23 protein-coding genes are annotated in these 19,486 nt (G+C 60.8%); 6 read left to right on the top strand and 17 right to left on the bottom strand.

Annotated features, from left to right (window positions below; all coding sequences use genetic code 11):
• Positions 1–46: 46 nt before the first annotated feature.
• From dprA to FFT87_RS07215, 4 genes are all read right to left on the bottom strand, one after another.
• Positions 47–1,384 carry a DNA-processing protein DprA gene (gene dprA / locus FFT87_RS07230; protein WP_255560133.1) on the bottom strand — a complete coding sequence of 446 codons (1,338 nt, stop codon included), beginning with the start codon at positions 1,382–1,384 and terminating at the stop codon, positions 47–49.
• A gap of 2 nt (positions 1,385–1,386) precedes the next feature.
• A complete protein-coding gene (locus FFT87_RS07225; RefSeq protein ID WP_219950626.1) occupies positions 1,387–2,919 on the bottom strand; it encodes a YifB family Mg chelatase-like AAA ATPase in 1,533 nt (510 codons plus the stop codon).
• Entirely contained in the window at positions 2,916–3,272 is a 357-nt protein-coding gene (locus FFT87_RS07220) for a YraN family protein (RefSeq protein WP_219950625.1), read from the bottom strand. Before FFT87_RS07220 ends, FFT87_RS07225 begins: the two co-directional genes overlap by 4 nt.
• Before the next feature lie 94 nt (positions 3,273–3,366).
• The gene (locus FFT87_RS07215; protein ID WP_219950624.1) at positions 3,367–3,813 is read right to left on the bottom strand and encodes a hypothetical protein; all 447 of its coding nucleotides are present in this window, start codon (positions 3,811–3,813) and stop codon (positions 3,367–3,369) included.
• 163 nt (positions 3,814–3,976) lie between these two features.
• Here FFT87_RS07215 and FFT87_RS07210 point away from each other — a divergent pair, with 163 nt between their 5' ends.
• The gene (locus FFT87_RS07210) at positions 3,977–4,501 is read left to right on the top strand and encodes a GNAT family N-acetyltransferase (protein WP_219950623.1); all 525 of its coding nucleotides are present in this window, start codon (positions 3,977–3,979) and stop codon (positions 4,499–4,501) included.
• Between the two features lie 41 nt (positions 4,502–4,542).
• On the opposite strand, the gene FFT87_RS07205 is transcribed toward FFT87_RS07210, so the two are convergent.
• A complete protein-coding gene (locus FFT87_RS07205) occupies positions 4,543–5,163 on the bottom strand; it encodes a LysE/ArgO family amino acid transporter (RefSeq protein WP_219950622.1) in 621 nt (206 codons plus the stop codon).
• 28 nt (positions 5,164–5,191) lie between these two features.
• Between FFT87_RS07205 and FFT87_RS07200 the strand changes: the two genes are divergently transcribed.
• Positions 5,192–8,092, top strand: a complete 2,901-nt coding sequence (locus FFT87_RS07200) for an FAD-binding and (Fe-S)-binding domain-containing protein (RefSeq protein ID WP_219950621.1) — start codon at positions 5,192–5,194, stop codon at positions 8,090–8,092.
• Positions 8,093–8,102: 10 nt separating this feature from the next.
• On the opposite strand, the gene FFT87_RS07195 is transcribed toward FFT87_RS07200, so the two are convergent.
• The 5 genes from FFT87_RS07195 to FFT87_RS07175 form a co-directional block, all read right to left on the bottom strand.
• Entirely contained in the window at positions 8,103–8,426 is a 324-nt protein-coding gene (locus FFT87_RS07195; RefSeq protein WP_009772690.1) for a DUF2469 domain-containing protein, read from the bottom strand.
• Positions 8,427–8,448: 22 nt separating this feature from the next.
• On the bottom strand, positions 8,449–9,084 hold the full coding sequence (locus FFT87_RS07190; RefSeq protein WP_219950620.1) for a ribonuclease HII: 636 nt from the start codon (positions 9,082–9,084) through the stop codon (positions 8,449–8,451).
• Positions 9,085–9,087: 3 nt separating this feature from the next.
• Positions 9,088–9,843: a signal peptidase I gene (lepB, locus tag FFT87_RS07185; protein WP_219950619.1), complete on the bottom strand. Its 756-nt coding sequence runs from the start codon at positions 9,841–9,843 to the stop codon at positions 9,088–9,090.
• Between the two features lie 66 nt (positions 9,844–9,909).
• Complete coding sequence (gene rplS, locus FFT87_RS07180; protein ID WP_219950618.1) at positions 9,910–10,257, bottom strand: 50S ribosomal protein L19; 348 nt, start codon at positions 10,255–10,257, stop codon at positions 9,910–9,912.
• Between the two features lie 132 nt (positions 10,258–10,389).
• Positions 10,390–10,875, bottom strand: a complete 486-nt coding sequence (locus FFT87_RS07175; RefSeq protein ID WP_219950617.1) for an MFS transporter — start codon at positions 10,873–10,875, stop codon at positions 10,390–10,392.
• A 113-nt stretch (positions 10,876–10,988) separates the two neighbouring features.
• Between FFT87_RS07175 and map the strand changes: the two genes are divergently transcribed.
• Entirely contained in the window at positions 10,989–11,756 is a 768-nt protein-coding gene (gene map / locus FFT87_RS07170) for a type I methionyl aminopeptidase (protein ID WP_219950616.1), read from the top strand.
• Positions 11,757–11,789: 33 nt separating this feature from the next.
• Here the strand turns inward: map and trmD are convergent, their stop codons facing one another.
• The 6 genes from trmD to ffh form a co-directional block, all read right to left on the bottom strand.
• Positions 11,790–12,476 carry a tRNA (guanosine(37)-N1)-methyltransferase TrmD gene (gene trmD, locus FFT87_RS07165; RefSeq protein WP_219950615.1) on the bottom strand — a complete coding sequence of 229 codons (687 nt, stop codon included), beginning with the start codon at positions 12,474–12,476 and terminating at the stop codon, positions 11,790–11,792.
• 16 nt (positions 12,477–12,492) lie between these two features.
• Positions 12,493–13,122: a ribosome maturation factor RimM gene (gene rimM, locus FFT87_RS07160; RefSeq protein ID WP_255560107.1), complete on the bottom strand. Its 630-nt coding sequence runs from the start codon at positions 13,120–13,122 to the stop codon at positions 12,493–12,495.
• Between the two features lie 3 nt (positions 13,123–13,125).
• Complete coding sequence (locus FFT87_RS07155; RefSeq protein ID WP_219950614.1) at positions 13,126–13,362, bottom strand: RNA-binding protein; 237 nt, start codon at positions 13,360–13,362, stop codon at positions 13,126–13,128.
• Between the two features lie 3 nt (positions 13,363–13,365).
• Entirely contained in the window at positions 13,366–13,803 is a 438-nt protein-coding gene (gene rpsP, locus FFT87_RS07150; RefSeq protein WP_219950613.1) for a 30S ribosomal protein S16, read from the bottom strand.
• Positions 13,804–13,997: 194 nt separating this feature from the next.
• Positions 13,998–14,780 carry an LLM class F420-dependent oxidoreductase gene (locus FFT87_RS07145; protein WP_219950612.1) on the bottom strand — a complete coding sequence of 261 codons (783 nt, stop codon included), beginning with the start codon at positions 14,778–14,780 and terminating at the stop codon, positions 13,998–14,000.
• A 78-nt stretch (positions 14,781–14,858) separates the two neighbouring features.
• On the bottom strand, positions 14,859–16,427 hold the full coding sequence (gene ffh / locus FFT87_RS07140; protein ID WP_219950611.1) for a signal recognition particle protein: 1,569 nt from the start codon (positions 16,425–16,427) through the stop codon (positions 14,859–14,861).
• Positions 16,428–16,504: 77 nt separating this feature from the next.
• Between ffh and FFT87_RS07135 the strand changes: the two genes are divergently transcribed.
• Both FFT87_RS07135 and FFT87_RS07130 read left to right on the top strand, forming a co-directional pair.
• Positions 16,505–17,386, top strand: a complete 882-nt coding sequence (locus FFT87_RS07135) for an LLM class flavin-dependent oxidoreductase (RefSeq protein ID WP_219950610.1) — start codon at positions 16,505–16,507, stop codon at positions 17,384–17,386.
• A gap of 76 nt (positions 17,387–17,462) precedes the next feature.
• Positions 17,463–17,984 carry a gamma carbonic anhydrase family protein gene (locus tag FFT87_RS07130; protein WP_219950609.1) on the top strand — a complete coding sequence of 174 codons (522 nt, stop codon included), beginning with the start codon at positions 17,463–17,465 and terminating at the stop codon, positions 17,982–17,984.
• Here FFT87_RS07130 and ftsY read toward each other — a convergent pair.
• Entirely contained in the window at positions 17,981–18,853 is an 873-nt protein-coding gene (ftsY, locus tag FFT87_RS07125; protein WP_219950608.1) for a signal recognition particle-docking protein FtsY, read from the bottom strand. The two genes, FFT87_RS07130 and ftsY, sit on opposite strands and share 4 nt — an antisense overlap.
• 55 nt (positions 18,854–18,908) lie before the next feature.
• On the opposite strand from ftsY, the gene FFT87_RS07120 reads away from it, so the two are divergent.
• Complete coding sequence (locus FFT87_RS07120; RefSeq protein WP_219950607.1) at positions 18,909–19,472, top strand: histidine phosphatase family protein; 564 nt, start codon at positions 18,909–18,911, stop codon at positions 19,470–19,472.
• Positions 19,473–19,486 lie beyond the last annotated feature (14 nt).

Raw genomic sequence — 19,486 nt, 5'->3', positions numbered from 1 at the left:
TCTCATCACACTGCCGAAACGATTGAAGACAGCGGCGAACCTGCGGTTACTCGCTGTCGGTTGAAGGCGAGCGAAAAACTCGCGAAGTTTCTGGTTTTGCCACTGCGACACGCTTCCAGCCGCGCCCTGTCTCTGTGACGCGACCATCGAGTTCGAGGAGTCCCAGATGGGCACGCACTGCAGTGATCGCGAGTCCGCTGCGCGCGGCGATATCGTCGGCCGTCCGCGCGCTGCGAGCACTGAGGGCGTCGATGAGGCGCGTGGTTTCTGGGCTGCGAGCGCCGACAGTATCCACATTTTCCGCAGACACCTCAGAGCCGGGAGTTGCAGACGAGATTCTCAATTCTGAGTCGATTTCGGAGACATCGATTTCCCTTTCGACGAGCGGGGCCAGCTCGGCCATCTGGTCAGGATTAGTGACGCACACGGCGTCATAGTCGCGGATGAGGCGGTGGCACCCTGCGGAGGCCGCGCTAGTGACAGGGCCGGGTACTGCGCCCAGCGGTCTACCCAGAGCCGCCGCGTGTCCGGCGGTGTTGAGAGAACCAGAGCGCCAGCCCGCTTCAAGCACTATGGTCGCAAGGCTCGCAGCAGCGATGAGTCTATTGCGCTGCAAAAATCTCCATTTGGTTGGCGGTGACCCGCACGGCAGTTCGGAGATCACCGCGCCGTTTTCAACAATACGGGTCAGGAGACTGTCGTGGCCGCTCGGATAGAAGCGGTCGACTCCCCCGGCCAGAAATGCCACGGTGAGGCCATGACTGGCGAGGGCTGCGCGGTGTGCCATCCCGTCGATTCCGTAGGCGGCACCCGAGACAATGGTGTAGCCGCGATCTACGAGTCCGGCGGATGCTTCCATAGTGATGTGCTCGCCGTAGCCTGTGGCGGCGCGGGCTCCGACGAGGGCGATACCGTCGACAATTCCGGCGAGCGCCGCGTCGGTGCCACGCACCCATAGCGCGGAGGGTGCGTGCCAGTCGAGGTCGTTGAGGCGCTCAGGCCACAGTTCATCATCGGGGATGAGTAGGCGGGCGCCGAAACGCGCGGCTTGGCGCAGTGCGATGAGCGCGGTGTCTGACTTGAGTCGCGGCATCCAACGGTCGATCGCTTGACGCATATCGTCGCCGGCCACAGGGTCTCCATCCGCTGACAGCTCGGCAGCGAAGCGTTCGGTATTCCAGTGTTCAACAACGGCAGAGAGTGCTCGCGCTGCGCCAAGTTGTTGGATAGCGCGGCCGGCTAGCCGGTCGCCGGGTTCGGCGAGGCCACTCCACGTTGCTCGCGCAAAACGATTCTCGATGGAGACACGATCAAGATCGCCACCGCCCTCGACGCTGACCGCTGTGATGAGGGTTGCGATTTCTGATTCTTTGAGTCCGAACATGCTCACTGTGACATTGCCTTTCGTAGATACAGCGCTTGACCGAGGTGGGTTTCATCGGGTCGTGCGTCGTCGGCAAGGTCAGCGAGCGACCAGGCAACACGCAAAACGCGGTCATAGCCGCGCATGGTGATTCCGCCGCGTTCGAGCGCGCGATCGAGACCAGCCGTTACTTTGGGGGCGAGCCGCAGTTCGCGGCCGCGGAGAAATGATCCCGGCACCTGCGAGTTAAGCCGCCACGGCGTTGCTGCGAGGCGCGCCCGAGTTCGCTCGCGGGCCGCGGTGACTGTGGCGCGAGCATCTGCCGTGGAGAGCGTTGGTCGTTCATTCGCCAGCCGCAACTGGGCGCTGGTGATTCGTTCGACCCGGAACTGAATGTCGATGCGGTCGAGCAGCGGCCCCGAGAGTCTCGCTAGATAACGGCGGCGGCTGTTAGGCGGACACGTGCATTCGCTGTCTCGTGCTCCCCATTGGCCGCACGGGCACGGGTTTGCCGCCATGACGAGCTGAAAGCGGCCAGGAAAGTGCGCGACGGCATTAGCCCGATGGATGCTGATAACCCCCGATTCGAGAGGTTGCCGAAGTGCGTCGAGGGCTGCTGGTGCGAACTCGGGTGCTTCGTCGAGAAAGAGCACTCCGTCGGAGGCTCGGGCGGCAGCACCCGGACGAATCTGCGAGCTGCCGCCTCCGACGAGCGCCGCGGCCGTCGCCGTGTGGTGGGGCGCTTCGAGCGGTGGGCGGGTAGTGAGACTGCTGCCAACGGGGAGACCGGCGAGCGAGCGGATCGACGAAACTTCGAGCGCAGCCTGAGGATCGAGGTCGGGCAGGAGCCCTGGCAGCCGAGCAGCGAGCATGGTTTTGCCAGCACCGGGCGGCCCGAGCAGGAACACGTGGTGGCCACCGGCTGCGGCGACGAGCATGGCGTCGATCGCGTCGCTGCCACCAATCATGTCGCTGAGGTCGCCACCTTCTGCGGGCGCCGTTGCGGCAGTTGGCCGGGTGATGACGTCAACGGGCACAGGTTCGAACTCTCCGCCGTGCCAGATAGCGGCGTCTCTCAATGACGGAACCGCAATAACCCGCATGTCGGGAACGAGCGACGCTTCATCGGCATTGCCGCTTGGCACCATCACGGTAGTGAATCCGGCACGGGATGCCGCGAGCACGGCCGGCAACACACCGTTGACGGGGCGAAGGCGTCCGTCGAGGCCCAACTCGCCAATGTGGAGAACACGGTCAATAGATTCCGCTGAGACGGTTCCGGAGGCAGCAAGCGCCGCGAGTGCTATCCCTAGGTCAAAGCCGGAGCCGTGTTTCGGCAGCGCGGCCGGCGATAGATTGACCGTGATTTTGCGGTTCGGTAGCCCACATCCGGAATTTGTTGCCGCTGCCCGCACGCGGTCTTTGGCTTCGCCAAGCGCGGTGTCGGGTAAGCCAATGAGCACGAAACCTGGAAGGTTGTTGGAGAGGTCAGCTTCGATCTCGACAATTGCCCCTTCGAGGCCGAGCAGCGATACGGCGTACGTTCTGCCGATCACGAGATGCGCTTCAAGTGTTCGATTTCGACGTCACCCCGCGAGGGCACGATCACCGCAACGGCATCGATGCGCACGGAAGAACCTAACCCCGGATGATCGTCGCACCAGGCAGCCGCAAGTCGCCGCAGTCGGGCGAGTTTCGTGGTGGTGATCGATTCGAACGGATGCCCGAACAGCACACTCGAGCGAGTCTTGACCTCGACGAACACGAGTTCGTCGAGCTCTCTCGCCACAATGTCGAGTTCCCCCTGTGAGCACCGCCAATTGCGATCGAGGATCTCAAACCCTGCACTGATCAGGTGCTCGGTCGCGAGCTTTTCGCCGCGTGCGCCGAGGTCGTCTTTTGCTGCCATGGCTCAAGAGTCGCGCCTGGGCACGACCGACAATGCACACCAGCACGAATAGGAGAAGAGTCCCCCACCTGACGCTCTGGGGAGGACTAGTTACCTAGTCACTTGCGTTCGCCGCTTCGAACACCGAGACACTGAACCGAGCGCCTTCGTCGACGGTAACCCTGAGCGTCAACGACGACAGGTCACCCTCGAGCGACGAAGTGAGATAAGTCGATGCCGGTTTGCCCCGCTCACTAGCGCAGTTACTCGCCCACGTTCTATCCACGACCGTTTCACCAGAAACCACCGCCACTTCATAGGGGGTATTCCTGTCGCAGCCAATCGCGAGAAAGAGCTGCTCGACAGAGTCGCCGAGAGGAGGCAGTGAGTATTCGTGGGCGCCGGAATCCACTTGCTCGAAGAGCACCGAGTACGGAGATTCAGGATTCAGAAAACTAGAGTCAGCGCTGAGAAGCGGCATTTCCCAACCGCCTTCCTCCGCCGCTGCACCAGACTCACCCTGCTGCCCTTGCGGCTCGGATGTTTCCGGCGCGGTTGACACGCAGCCGACAGTCCCGAGAACAACCAGAACACTGAGAAAAATCGCACCACAAGTCCGCATAGTTGATTTTTAGCACGTCGCTAGCGTGTCCGCGTAGAAAACCTAAGAGATTTTCACTAAAAACTCTTGAGAGCCATCAATGCGTACGCGGTATCGTGCCGGTATGACGAGCGATTCCGAGCACAGAGTGTGGCTTGAACGTTGGCAATTTGACGATCTTCCCGTGCTCGAACGAAGCAATACTCCCGAGATGACGGCCTTCCTCGGCGGGCCCGAAAGCGATAAGCAAATCGTCACTCGGCACGCCAAGTTTTTGCACCTGTGGGAGACGGACGAGGCGCGCATGTTCCGCATCCGATCCGCCGCCGCAGACGACCCCGTTGGTTCAGTGGGCTTCTGGAAGAAGAGCTGGCGTAACAAAGACGTCTACGAAACCGGATGGAGCGTGCACACCGCCCATCAAGGCCTCGGAATCGCCGGTCGCGCACTCTCCGAATGCATTCAGTACGCGGCAGACAATGGCGATCGCGATCAGGTCTTCGCGTTCCCTCGCACCGACAACGCGGCGTCAAACGCCCTCTGCCGCCGCGCCGGTTTCACACTCGCCGGCGAAGCCGATTTCGAGTATCCCCAAGGCCACCCCATCCACGTCAATGAATGGATGTTCGACCTCTCCGCTCTGCGCTAATCCACTGTCAGCGCAGCGACCGCCACAGCTCGCACTCTCAGCTACTCGAACAGCCCGGCCACCAGGCTCGCCGCCAGTACGACCATGATCACGGCGATCACAATGTCGAGTACGCGCCACGCAGCAGGCTTCGCGAACAGTGGCCGCAGGTACCGACTGCCGTAGCCGATTGCCGCAAACCAGACGACACTGCCGAGGCACGCTCCGAGCGCGAACCACCAGCGGTCGTCACCGTACGTTCCTCCGATGGATCCGAGTAGCAGCACGGTGTCGATGTAGACGTGCGGGTTGAGCCAGGTCAGCGCGAGCGCTGTCGAGAGGGCGGCGGCAAGCGTCATCCCGGTTCCTGCTGCCGTTGCCGTGAGGGCTTGGGGTCGGGTCGCCCGGCGAATCGAGAGAAAGGCGTAAACGAGCAGAAAGAGTGCACCGCCGATGCGCGCAACCACCAGAAGCCAGCCAGCCTGTTGAATGAGGGCGCCGAGCCCGGCAATGCCAGCGACGATCAACACGATGTCGGAGAGCGCACAGACCAGCACAACAGCGGTGACGTGTTCTCGGCGCAACCCTTGCCGCAACACGAACGCATTTTGTGCACCGATCGCGATAATGAGCGAAAGCCCGAAGCCGAAGCCGGCAAGCACGATGGTGGCAATCAAGGGCATGAATTGACTCTAGAGGCACAATAGGGGGATGCCAGACACTTCTCTGCAGGATCGCAGCGAAGTCGTTCACGCCCTGCGCTCCGCGGTCGGTGGCGAGGTCGATGACAGCACGCGTCGTCGCGCCGAGTACTCCAGCGACGCCTCCAATTATCGTGTTGTGCCGCACGTGGTCGTGTTCCCGCGCGACACCGACGATGTGCTCGCGGCGTTCGCGATCAGCCGCGAAAGTAGCACGCCGGTCACTTCTCGGGGCGGCGGCACCTCAATCGCGGGCAATGCTATCGGCACAGGCATTGTTCTCGACTTCTCGCGCCACCTCAACCAGGTGATCGAAATCGACCCGGATGCTCGCACCGCGCGCGTACAGCCCGGAACCGTTCTGACCACTCTCCAAACAGCTGCGCACCCCCACGGTTTACGCTTCGGCCCCGACCCTTCAACATCGTCCCGCTGCACCCTCGGCGGAATGATCGGCAATAACGCGTGCGGAGCCCACTCCCTGCAGTTCGGGAAAACGGCGGACAACGTGCTCAGCCTCGACGTTGTCGACGGTCTCGGTAGGCGGTTCATCGCCGCCGACGATCCCAGCGCGGTAAACGGCATTGCGGCCCTCGTCAACGACAACCTCGCAACGATGCGCACCGAGCTCGGTCGCTTCGGTCGTCAGGTGTCGGGCTACAGTCTCGAACACCTGCTCCCCGAGCACGGCAATAACCTGGCCCGCAGTCTCGTGGGCACCGAAGGCAGCCTCGTGACCGTGCTCGAAGCAACGGTCGAGCTCGTGGCTGAGCCACAGCATCCGCTGCTCGTCGCGCTCGGCTACCCCGATATGGCAACCGCGGCCGACGCCGTGCCCGCGCTTCTGCCCCACCATCCCAGTGCCATCGAAGGACTCGACGCCCGCATTGTGGATGCCGTCAGCCGTCAGCGAGGCGCCAGCGCCGTCGCCGCCCTGCCCCAAGGCGCCGGGTGGCTGCTCGTGGAGGTAACGGGAGCCGACCCCGCCGAGACCCTCCAACGCGCGAAGCGACTCGCCGCCGACTCCGCCGCGATCGAGGCACGAGTCATCACCGATGCTGTGGCCGCGAAACAACTGTGGCGCATCCGAGAAGACGGTGCAGGCTTGGCGGGGCGCACGTCATCCGGCAAGCAAGCCTGGCCGGGGTTCGAAGATGCTGCAGTCCCTCCCGAGCGTCTCGGTGCCTACCTTCGCGACTTCGACAAACTACTGACCGAGTACGCAATAGAGGGGATGCCGTACGGCCATTTCGGGGACGGTTGCGTTCATGTTCGTCTCGATATTCCTCTCGCGACGGATGGCGCTGTTTTGCGAGCCTTCGTGGATGACGCCGCCAAACTCGTGGCCTCTCATGGCGGCTCGCTGTCTGGCGAGCATGGCGACGGTCGGGCACGCAGCGAACTGCTTCCGCACATGTATTCGCCAGCCGCGATTGACCTGTTCGGGCAGTTCAAACGGCTTTTCGACCCCAACAATCTGATGAATCCGGGAATTGTTGTTGACCCGGCGCCGGTCGATGCCGATCTGCGTCGTCCGGCAGCCTTGCCGATCGTCGCCGTCAATGGTTTCGCCTTCAGCGACGATGACGGCGATCTCACGATGGCCGCCCACCGTTGCGTTGGCGTTGGCAAGTGTCGCGCCGATAATTCGGCTGCGGGTGGCGTGATGTGCCCGTCGTTCTTGGCGACCGGCGACGAAAAGGACTCCACCCGAGGGCGCGCCCGCGTTCTGCAAGAAATGGCCAACGGCACGCTCGTGGCGGGAGGCGTCAACTCGCCAGAAGTGCACGACGCGCTCGATCTGTGTCTCTCGTGCAAAGCCTGCGCGAGTGATTGCCCCGCGGGCGTCGACATGGCAACGCTGAAAGCAGAAGTGTTGCACCGCCGCTACGACGGCAAGCTTCGCCCTCGCAGTCACTACCTCCTGGGGCAACTCCCCCGCTGGGCGCGGCTCATTTCACCAATCGCCCCGCTCGCGAATGCTGTTCTGCGCGTGCCCCTCGTGCGACGAATCACCCTGTGGGCTGGCGGAATGGATGCTCGGCGCACGTTCCCCGCTTTCGCTCGGCACCCCTTCCGCTCGAGCTCCGAGGCTCGCGCCCTGCGCGCGGGTTCGCGCCAATCGGCCTCGGCAACTACCGTCAAACAGACCGAGACGACCGACGCTTCGCCCACTGCCGCACGCCCGCAAGTGCTGCTCTGGGCCGATTCCTTCACTGACAACTTCTCGCCAGATATCGCCCGCGCCACGATCCGCGTGCTCGATGCCGCCGGCTATGAGATCGTGCTGCCCGAGCGCGAAGTATGTTGCGGCCTGACCTGGATCACGACTGGACAATTGGCGGGGGCGCGACACAAACTCACCGAGCTCGTGAGTGAGTTTTCTCGCTATGTCGACCGTGGCATCCCGATTGTTGGCCTGGAGCCATCGTGCACGGCGGTCTTGCGGTCAGACCTCACCGAGTTGTTGCCCAACAATGCAGCAGCCGCCGCAGTGGCCCGCTCGACATTCACTCTCGCGGAGTTACTGGCAGCGCCGGCACCGGTCGGACCGGCGAGCTGGCAACCGCCGAACCTGACCGGTGAAATCTTTGTCGTACAGCCCCACTGCCACCAGCACGCGGTGATGGGTTTCAACGCTGATCGCGCTCTGCTCGCCGCCACGGGCGCAACCGTGACCGAGATCAGCGGATGCTGTGGGCTGGCCGGCAACTTCGGCATGGAGAAGGGACACTACGACGTGTCTGTCGCGGTTGCCGAAAACGGCATCCTGCCCGCGCTCAGAAACGCGGAGCCTGGCAGCACACTGCTCGCCGACGGATTCTCGTGTCGCACGCAGGCATCACAGCTCGCAAACACCAATGGCAAGCATCTCGCTGAGGTGCTCGCTGCAGCCCTACCCGAGCTCTAGAAGCTCAGCGCTATTCGTCGAGCGCGAGTTCCTTCGGAAGTTCGAGGTCCTTGGCACTGAGTTCTTCAATGTTGACGTCCTTGAAGGTCAGCACGCGCACGCTCTTGACGAAGCGGTCGGAACGGTAAACATCCCACACCCACACATCGGTCATCGAGAGCTCGAAGTAGAAGTCGTGCTCGGTATCGCGGCGCACCAAATCGACCTCGTTCGCGAGGTAAAAGCGTCGCTCCGTTTCGATCACAAAACGGAACTGGCTCACTACATCGCGGTACTCGCGGTACAGCGCTAGCTCGACCTCGCGGTCGTAGTCTTCAAACTCGTCTTCATCCATGCTGCATTCATTGTAGGCCGCGCTAGCGCAACCATGTGTGCCGATGAAGTTCGGTAGCGCCGAGGCTGCGAATCCCCTCAAAATGGGCGGCTGAACCGTACCCTTTGTTGCTCGGCCAGTGATACCCGGGGTATTCCGCATCGGCGGCAATCATGATGCGATCACGCTGCACTTTCGCTACAACGGATGCCGCAGCAACCGACACACAATCACGGTCAGCCTTGACCCTGGTATGCACTCGTGGCGCAACGCTCAGGGCGCCACTGAGCCAGTCGGTGCTGCCGTCCAGCAGCACAACGCTCGCCATAATGTCGAGGCCCGCTTCGTGAAGTTGGATGAGAGCGCGCTTGCCTGCCAGCCCGAGGGCGGCGGTGATTCCTATGGAGTCAATTTCTGTGGCATCCGCGTAGCCGACTGCGGAGAGTGGGGCCCACTCGCGCGCGAGGGGCTCCAGAAGCTCCCGGCGTTTTTGGCTCAACATTTTGGAATCACGAAGACCTGCCGGCCAGTCGCCATGGGCGGGCATCAGCGCAGTCATTCCAACGCCGACCGGACCGGCGATCGCTCCCCTGCCCACTTCATCGCAGCCGATTACGGCATGCGCACCAGCGCTAAAGAGTTCGAGTTCAACATCGTTGCTCGGATCAGAGACAGCCACGAGCTACTCGTCGTTCTGCGTGACCTGCTGGAACGTCGTCGGATAGTTGTCTAACGTTCCCCATCGTTCGGTCGGCCAGCTAATAAGGAAGGCACGCCCAACAACAGAATCGATCTTCACGAAGCCACCAGTCGGGTCATCGCGGTGAGCGGCAGAGTCGGCGGAGTTGTAGCGGTTGTCACCCATGACCCAAATGGAATCATCGGGCACCGTGACGGAGAAATCTTCGGGAGTGACCTTGGTCACCGCATCCGGGAGCACAATGTAGGGCTCTTCAAGTGGAATGCCGTTGACCACCAACTGCCCGAATTCATTGCAGCACTCGATGGTGTCTCCTGGCAGACCGATCACACGCTTAATGAGGTGGTTGCTGCTGTCTGGGGCACTCAAACCCACAAAGGCCAGCACACCGTCTACCGCACCAACGAACCAGTTGTCAGGCACGTTCGAGACGGGAGGAAGCCAGCCGCCAGGATCAGTGAAGACGACAACGTCGCCATGAGAGATGGGAAAGAATCTCGGTTCGAGCTGGTTGACGAGAATACGGTCATCAACTTGCAAAGTATTAACCATCGACGTCGACGGAATGTAGAACGAGCGCACTAAGTACGTCTTGATGAGAAACGAGATCAGGATGGCGGCAACGAAGATGATCACTAGGTCGCGAAGGAAGATCTTCCACCCACCACCCTTGGGGGCAGCATCGCGACGGCGATCACGGCTGCTCTGCAGCGTGTCTTCAGTAAATTCGTTTGTCATTTAACCCCAAAGCTCCCAGCAAGCATAAGCCGCTGGGAGCAATTGGTTTGTGAATTGCGAACGTGTTTAGTTGTCGCGCTTCTCTTTGATCTTTGCCTTCTTGCCGCGAAGTTCGCGCAAGTAGTACAGCTTGGCGCGGCGAACAAGACCGCGTGAAACTAGCTCAATGTGGTCGATTACTGGGGAGTGAACCGGGAAGGTACGCTCGACTCCGACCTGGAAGCTGACCTTGCGGACCGTGAAGGTCTCGCGAACGCCATCGCCTGAACGACCGATGACTACGCCCTGGAACACCTGGATACGCGAGCGCGTACCTTCGATGATGTTTACGTGAACCTTGACGTTATCGCCGGCACGGAAATCAGGAATGTTGTCTTTGAGAGACGCCTTGTCGACGTCATCGAGAATATGCATTATTGATCGCTCTCTGCGCCCGCCATGAGTCGAACACACCTAGTTAGATAAGAGAAAGATTGTGCTTCAAGCGGTTACGACGCCCTCATGGCAGAGTCGTGCGCGAGCACAATGGACAATTCTGCCACAGATTTAGTCGAAAGTGCGATTCTCATCACCGTCAAGGATGATGACGTTGCCATTGTCGAGGCGCTCGCCCGGTCTGGTTGGCCGTTGTGCGTCGCGCTCAAAGCCCTCAACCAAGCTCGTAAAGCGGTTACGCGTCTCCGTGACGAGCTGCCAGAGCGCGATCCAGAACGCGGCGATCGCCACAATCACAATTAGTGTTGCCGGGAACGGCGCATCCACAAAACCATAAATGATAATCGCGGCGTGCCAAACAGTAAGAACGCCCGCATCTATCCACGAAACGGTGCGCGAGTTACGAACACTCTTGCGCGCCGTCGTGAGACCGGCAATCGCGAGGAGCGCGAACGCCAGAATCGGGCACAAGACGAGAAACAATACGAAGTCCCAGCCGACGCTCGAACCGTAGATTCCGCGCGCAACCAAGACCCACAGCGGCAACACGATTACCGCGATGAACTGCCAGTAGTAGAACGCACGCCTGATCATCATGCTTCACAGGGTATCTTCGATGTGATCGGGATTGCTGAGAAGCTGTTCATGAAAAGACTGTGAGAGTTCATTGCGCAACTCTCGGCAGCACACACGAAAGAGGCAACCACCGAATGATCGAGTTGAGAACGCCCGCCGAAATTAATGAGATGAAAGCTGCAGGCGAGTTTGTCGCCAGCGTGCTCACCGCCACTCAGGCGGCTTCTAAGGTGGGCATCAACCTGCTCGAGATCGATGCACTTGCCCACAGCATGATCCGCGAACGCGGCGCTGAGAGCTGCTACATCGACTACCACCCCTCGTTTGGCGCCTCACCCTTCGGCAAGGTCATTTGCACCTCTGTCAATGACGCCGCCTTGCATGGGCTCCCCCACGACTACACCCTCAAGGACGGCGACCTGGTCAGCCTCGACTTTGCTGTTGCGGTCGACGGCTGGGTTGCAGACTCTGCCATCACGTTCGCGGTTGGCACCCCGCGTGATGAAGACATCAAACTGATGGATGCCACTTCTCGCGCTCTCGATGCGGGAATCGCCGCAGCCGTTGTTGGTAATCGCATCGGTGGCATCTCCGCTGCAATCGGCGATGTTGCCTACGGCGCTGGCTACGAAGTGAATCTCGACTTCGGCGGCCACGGAGTTGGCCGCGAAATGCACGGTGACCCGCACATCCCCAATGACGGCAAGGCACGCCGGGGTATGCCGCTCAAGCCAGGACTTGTCTTTGCGATCGAGCCGTGGCTCATGATCGGCACTCACGAGATCTACACCGATGATGATGGCTGGACGCTGCGGAGCATCGACGGCTCGCGTGCCGCACATTTCGAGCACACGGTGGCCATTACTCCAGAAGGACCGCTCGTTCTCACCGCACGCAAGTAACAAGGAGCGATCAGCTCGCACGAGAGAGTTGTTCTACTGCCCGTCAGGGAGCAGATCAGGGCGAACCCGACGGGTGCGTTCGAGCTGTTGCTCGTGACGCCAGTCGGCAATCGCTTTGTGGTTTCCGCTGAGCAAAATGTCAGGAACTGACCGCTCACGCCACGTCGACGGCTTCGTATAGCTCGGATATTCGAGGAGCCCCTGCTCGTGGCTCTCCTCGGTCAGACTCTCGGGGTTGCCGATGACACCAGGCACAAGACGACCGATCGCTTCGATCATGGCCATCGTTGCAACCTCGCCACCGTTGAGCACGTAGTCGCCGAGGCTAATCTCGCGAACACGAACCGTGGATGCCGCGTAGTCGATGACTCTCTGGTCGATACCCTCATAGCGCCCGCACGTGAACACGAGATGCTTCTCTTCTGCCAGCTCGCGGGCCGCAGCCTGCGTGAAAGGGACCCCGGCAGGAGTCGGAACGATCACTACAGTTTCTGGCGTCAGCACGGCATCCAGAGCGTCACCCCATGGTTCGGGGCGCATCACCATTCCGGCGCCACCGCCATAAGGGGTGTCGTCGACGGTGCGGTGACGATCATGGGTGTAATCGCGCAAATCATGCACGCCAAGATCGATAATTCCACGCTCACGCGCTTTGCCGAGAAGGGAGATGTCGAGCACCCCAAAGAAATCCGGGAAGATCGTCACGATGTCGATGCGCACGCGTTGACCCTCGCTACTAGTCGCACTCGGGCGCGTCGGCCTCGTCAGAAACTGCACTCGGCGCCTCTTCCGAGACGGCAGCGGTTGCCTCTTCCGTAACTTCTTCGAAGAGTCCGGGCGGCGGCGTAACTACTATTTCGCCGGCCTCGATGTCGACACTGGCCACGATCGATTTTACGAAGGGCACCAGAACGTCGCCGTTGTCGGTGGTGACGGTCAGCAGATCTTGCGCTGGGAAGTGATCAACCTGCGCGAGAGTTCCGACCTGTTTGCCGTCACGAATAACTTTGAGCCCGATGAGCTGGTGGTTGAACCACGCATCTTCTTCAGGCTCTTCATTTGGATCGTGATCGATCCACATGATGGCCTTGACGAGAGTCTCAGCCTCGCTGCGGTCATGCACTCCTTTAAAGAAGGCGACCGGCTGCGCGTTGAACCACTTGAGTTCAATCAGTTCAAGTGTCTTTCCGTGCCAAGCAGAACTTGTTGGCACCTGCAGGGAGAACACGGCGCCCGGAACGAAACGTCGTTCCGGGGCATCCGTGTACATCTCTACTTTTACAGCTCCCTTGAGCCCATGAGCCTTCGTCAGGCGCCCCACCCGCAGCTGTGTGCGGCCTTCGCGGGGAATCTTTACTTCGCCCACTGGTTAAAAGTCAGTGTCGACGACGTCGACACGTACCTTGCGACCATCGGCAAGAGCCGTGATCAGCGTACGCAGTGCTTTCGCGGTGCGACCAGAGCGACCGATTACGCGGCCAAGATCTTCTGGGTGCACGCGAACCTCAAGAAGTTCACCACGTTGCGTGTTCTTCGCAACGACTTGAACCTCTTCGGGGTGGTCGACGATACCTTTGACGAGGTGTTCTAGAGCGGGAGCAAGCAATTGCTAAGCCTTGTCTGCGTCTGCTGCAGGAGTCTCGTCTGCGACGGGAGCTTCTGCTGCGGGAGCCTCTTCGGCCTTAGGCTCAGCCTTTTCAACCTTGGGCTTGAGAACAGGCTTCTTCTTCTCGTCAGCCTGGAACTCTGCCTTGGCTTCCTTGACCTTGACGGTGCTTACCGCGTTCTTGTCACCCTTGAAGATGCCCCAGTCGCCGGTCAGCTTGAGGATTGCCTCAACCTGCGGGCTAGGCTGCGCGCCAACGCTCAACCAGTACTGTGCACGCTCGGATTCGACCTCGATGAACGAGGGCTCCTCGGTGGGGTGGTACTTTCCGATTTCTTCAATGACACGACCATCGCGCTTCTTGCGCGAGTCAGCAATGACGATGCGGTAGTAGGGTGCACGGATCTTGCCCATGCGCTTCAAACGAATCTTTACAGCCACAATTCTCCTGATTTAAATGTTATTGGTGGCGAACCGCTAGCCGTGAGCGTGGGGGCACACTCGGCAGAAAAGCTCTAGTGGATTCCATCCGGGCCTGATTAGAGGGTCGGGCTACGGAGGACTCAACCGCCTATTCTGCCAGAGTTTTCAGTGCTTGGGGAACCGATCGCCAAGAAAGCCCCGAAAAGGTGCCGTTATCCGTTTTGCGAATCACGCCAGGCGAGCCATTGCTTGGTGGTCGTGAGGTCATATTCGGGGCCCGTAATGCCCAAAGTGAAGAGCGTAATTCCCTGCTCGCGCATGCTGTCGGCATCTTCGACACTCTTGTCGCGCAACTCATTTGAGAGCTCAATCTCGCTGATGTCGCGGCCCGCGGCCTCGCAATGGTCGGCCAACACGCTCAGCTTGTGCACGAGAGCATCGCCGGTGGCGAAGCTGTGCCAGATGTCGGCGTGCTTGGCGACCAGTTTGAGGGTCTTCTTCTCTCCGCCGCCACCGATCAGCACGGGAATCTTGCGCGTCGGTGCTGGGTTCAACTTTGCCCAGCGCGACTCGATGCGAGGAAGAGCTTCGGCGAGGGCATCCAACCGTGAACCAACAGAGCCGAACTCGTAGCCGTATTCGTCATAGTCGCGCTCGAACCAGCCTGAGCCAGTGCCGAAAACGAAACGCCCACCGCTGATGTGGTCGAGCGTGCGGGCCATATCTGCCTGCAGGTCTGGGTTGCGGTAGCTGTTGCAGTTCACGAGCGTGCCGAACTCAACGCGACTGGTCATTTCAGCCCACGATGCCAACTCGGTCCATGCCTCAAAGTGCAAACCGTCAGGCTCACCGTAGAGCGGGAAAAAATGATCCCAGTTGAACAGAACGTCGACGCCCAGCTGCTCGAGCTCAATTACGCGGTCACGAATGACCGAATACTCGGCGTGCTGAGGTTGAAGCTGAACGGCGATACGAACGGGACGGCTCTGAGTCATATCCCCAGCGTAAGCCCTCATCCGACCGCCACGAAAAATGCTCGAAGCGCGATTCGCTGACGCAGTGAAGTCGAAAGATTACCGACCGAGGAACTTCTGCAAGCTCTCAAGTTCTTCGGGAGATGGCCCGCCAGCGGCAGGCTTTGAGCCGCCAAGCCCAAACCCAGATCCTGCGGGTGCTGACGTCTCAACCGCGCCCTGAGAGCGCGCGGCATCCTCTGCTGCGCGCTTGGCTGGGTTGCCCGACTTCGAACCCTTCTTCTTCTGATTCTTCTTTGCGCCTGCCGACTTGCCCCCGTGTCCTCCAGGGATCGGGCCCATGCCGGGAATCTGAGGCGTGCCGCCCTTGGCAACCGTCTTCATCATCTTTGCGGCTTGCTCGAATCGGTTCACGAGAGCATTGACCTCGGTGACGGTCGAGCCTGAACCACGCGCAATGCGCACGCGACGTGAACCATTCAGCAACTTCGGAAGGGTGCGCTCTTGCTTAGTCATCGATTGGATGATGGCCTCAGTGCGAGTGATTTCCGACTCATCGAAGTTCTCGAGCTGCTCGCGCATGCCCTTCGCCCCGGGGAGCATATTGAGCATGCTCTTGATCGAGCCCATGTTCTTGAGCTGCTGCATCTGGTCGAGAAAGTCATCGAGTGTGAAGCTGTCGGTGGCGAATTTCTCGGCAACCTTGCGCGACTCTTCTTCGCTGAAAGTTTTCTGCGCTTGCTCGATGAGGGTGAGCATGTCACCGAGGTCGAGGATGCGGCTTGCCATGCGGTCGGGGTGGAACGGCTCGAAATCATCGAGACCTTCACCCGTTGAGGCGAACATGATCGGCCGGCCCGTAACGGAAGCAACCGAGAGTGCCGCACCACCGCGCGCATCACCATCAAGCTTGGAGAGCACGACACCGGTGAAGTCAACGCCCTCTTGGAAAGCACGAGCCGTCGTGACCGCGTCTTGACCGATCATTGCGTCAATAACGAAGAGCACTTCGTCAGGGTCGACGGCCTTGCGGATGTTTGCTGCCTGCTTCATGAGCTCAGCATCCACGCCCAAACGACCGGCGGTGTCGATGATGACCACATCGTGCTGCTTGTCTTTGGCAAATTTGAGCGCCTGCTTGGCGACCTTAACGGGATCGCCCTTGCCATTACCGGGCTCGGGGGCGAAAACGGCAACGCCAGCCTGCTCGGCAACAACCTGAAGCTGCGTAACAGCATTAGGGCGCTGAAGGTCGGCCGCGACCAACAACGGCGTGTGGCCGTCAGCGGCAAGCCACTTCGAGAGCTTTCCGGCGAGCGTTGTCTTACCAGCACCCTGGAGGCCAGCAAGCATGATGACCGTCGGCGGGTTCTTCGCGAACTCGATGCGCCTGGCTTCGCCACCCAGAATCGTGATCAGCTCGTCGTTGACGATCTGCACCACCTGTTGAGCGGGGTTCAATGCGCTAGAGACTTCATGCCCGAGCGCACGCTCGCGAACGCGCCCCGTGAACTCCTTGACCACTTCGAGCGCAACGTCAGCATCGAGTAGCGCGCGGCGAATCTCGCGAACAGTGCGGTCGACATCCGCTTCGCTGAGCTTGCCCTTGCCGCGCAGGTTCTTGAAGGTATCCGCGAGGCGGTCGGTGAGATTTCCAAAAGTGGCCATGATCACACCAGTTTAAGGTGTCTGAGGCCGCTGAGCGAACGCACCACCCCGACAAGGGCTCCGAGTAGGGTGAGAACGTGAGACACGGCATCGTAATACTCCCCCAACAGCCCTGGGCTGAAGCCAAGCACCGCTGGATTCACGCCGAGGAACTCGGCTTCGATCACGCGTGGATCTACGACCACTTATCGTGGCGTTCCCTCGCAGATGAGCAGTGGTACGCCACGATTCCGACCCTCACAGCGGCCGCGAGCGTGACCAGCCGCATTGGACTCGGAACCTTCGTGGCCTCACCCAACTATCGGCATCCGGTGCCATTCGCCAAAGAACTTGCGACCCTCGATGACGTGAGCGAAGGGCGCTTTCTGCTCGGCGTCGGCTCTGGCGGCACCGGCTTCGATTCCGTCGTGCTCGGGCAAGCGGAGCTCAATCCCCGTGAACGTCACGCCCGCTTCGAAGAATTTGTGCGCGGTCTCGACGAACTTCTGCGCTTCGAAGATCCCGGAAGCGGCGGAATCAGCTTCAGCGGCGACTGGTTTACCGCGGTGAATGCTCGGATGGTCGGGGCACCAGTCCAGCGCCCCCGGATGCCCTTCGTGGTTGCCGCTGAGGGCCCCCGCGGTTTGCGGCTCACCGCAGAACTCGCTGATGGCTGGCTCACTCTCGGCCGCACCGCCGACACCCTCGACGAGTGGTGGCAGATTGTCGGCGACACGTCGGCGCGCATGGATGACGCCCTCGAGAAGGCCGGACGAGCATCCGCCACCCTTGACCGCTACCTGAACCTGGATGGCGCACCCCAATTCAGTCTCGAAAGTGTCGACAGCTGGGAAGACGCTGTCGGTCGCGCTGAGGCGCTCGGCTTCACCGATGTGATCGGGCACTGGCCCCGCGCCGAGGGCATCTACGCCGGAGACGAAAAAGTGATGATCGAGATCGCGTCGCGGTTCTCTCGCTAACCGGCTGCCGTCGCCCGCACTCGGCAGGCTGACAGACTCGCCACACTCAGCAGACTGCGCGCGATATCTTAGAGGCATGACAGCTCTTATCGTGCCCATCGCCGGCCATACTCCCCAGGTTGCCGACAGCGTTTTCCTCGCGCCAAACGCGACACTGATCGGCCGAGTCACGCTAAGCGAACGCGCCAGCATCTTTTACGGCGCAGTGCTGCGTGCCGACGTCGACTCGATCACGATCGGCGAAGGATCTAACCTGCAAGATAACGTCACCGTGCACTGCGATGAGGGCTTTCCGACTGTCGTCGGCTCGGGCGTGAGCGTTGGCCACGCAGCGGTATTGCACGGCTGCACGGTCGAAGACGACTGCCTTATTGGCATGAGCGCCACGGTGCTCAACGGAGCCGTCATCGGCACCGGATCACTCGTCGCCGCCGGCGCTGTCGTGCTCGAGGGCACCATCGTGCCGCCTGGATCCCTCGTTGCTGGCGTTCCCGCCAAGGTGCGCCGCGCCCTCAGCGAAGAAGAAATTGCGGGCGTGCGTGCGAACGCTAGCCACTACCTCGACATTTCTGCCGCCCATAACGCTGTCGGAAACTAAGCGCCGACGAGGTTCTGCACAAAAACGTGCGGCGTGAAGCCCGTGAGATCGTTGATGCCCTCGCCCTGACCAACGAGTTTGATCGGAATGCCGGTGCGTTCCTGCACCGCCAACACAAATCCCGCTTTAGCTGAGCCGTCGAGTTTCGTGATCACCAATCCGGTCACCCCCGCATGTTGGATGAACGCCTCCGCCTGCGCAACACCGTTTTGACCGGTGGTGGCGTCAAGCACGAGGAGCACTTCGGCAATCTCCGTCTGCTTCTCAACCACTCGACGAATCTTGCCGAGTTCATCCATCAGACCGCTCTTAGTCTGCAGCCGGCCGGCAGTGTCGATGATGGCGATGTCGATCGAGTCACGTTGGGCACGTTCCACGGTCTGGAAGGCGACGGATGCCGGATCTTGGCCCTGCTGCTGAGGACGCACAATCTCTGCTCCCCCGCGCTCTGCCCACGTCGCCAACTGCTCAACAGCAGCAGCCCGGAACGTGTCAGCGGCACCAACAACAACGGTGCGGCCGTGGCCGACCAAAAATTTCGAGAACTTGCCGATCGTGGTGGTCTTTCCGACGCCATTGACCCCCACGACGAGCACCACTGCGGGGCGGGCGCTGAGCGTGAGCGTGGGATCGAGGCGAGAAAGCCGTTCCTCAAGGGTTTCGCGCAGCATCCGCTTCAGGTCTGCTGGGTCATCGGTTTTGTACTTCGCGACGCTCACGCGCAACTCATCAATGACGGAGTCGGTGACATCGGGGCCAAAGTCGGCCGAGATCATTGCGTCTTCGAGATCGTTCCACGTATCGGCGTCGATCGTGTCACGCGCGAACATAGATTTGAGTGCGCCCGAAAGCGACCAGGATGCTGCCATGACTACAGGTTAAGGCAGGTAGGGCACCGCTCCCTAACCGCGCTAGGGTTTTTGAATGCTCTCACTGATTCGCCATGGCCAAACCGACTGGAACGCTGCGGGCCGTATGCAAGGCTCCAGCGACATTCCCCTCAATGACACCGGACGCCAACAAGCCCGCGAAGCCGTCGAAGCGTTGCGCGGCTCCGACTGGGACGTGATCGTCAGCTCGCCTCTGCAGCGTGCTCGCGAAACCGCGCAGATCATTGCGGATGGACTTGGCCTAGAGCTTGGACGCACCTACGACTTACTCATCGAGCGAAATTATGGCGACGGCGAAGGTCTCACGACTGCCGAGGTGAACGAGCGGTGGCCGAACCATAGCGGCTATCCCGGGCTAGAAACCCTGCATGATGTGGTTGAGCGCGGCATTGCCGCACTCAACGAGGTGTCAGCCGACTATCCCGATAAGCAAGTCATCGTCGTCTGCCACGGCACCATCATCCGCTACACACTCTCTCAGTTGGCCGGGCGCGATTTCGACCACATCCTCAATGGTTCAATCTCAACGGTTGAGAAGCTCCGCGCCGGATGGTGCGTGCACACGGTCAACGGAGAACCGCTCGCCAGCGTCGACTAATCGTCGCCACGGAG

This window comes from Salinibacterium sp. M195 (assembly GCF_019443965.1).
Taxonomy (GTDB): Bacteria; Actinomycetota; Actinomycetes; order Actinomycetales; family Microbacteriaceae; genus Rhodoglobus.
This window is presented reverse-complemented; position numbering and strand designations above follow the sequence as displayed.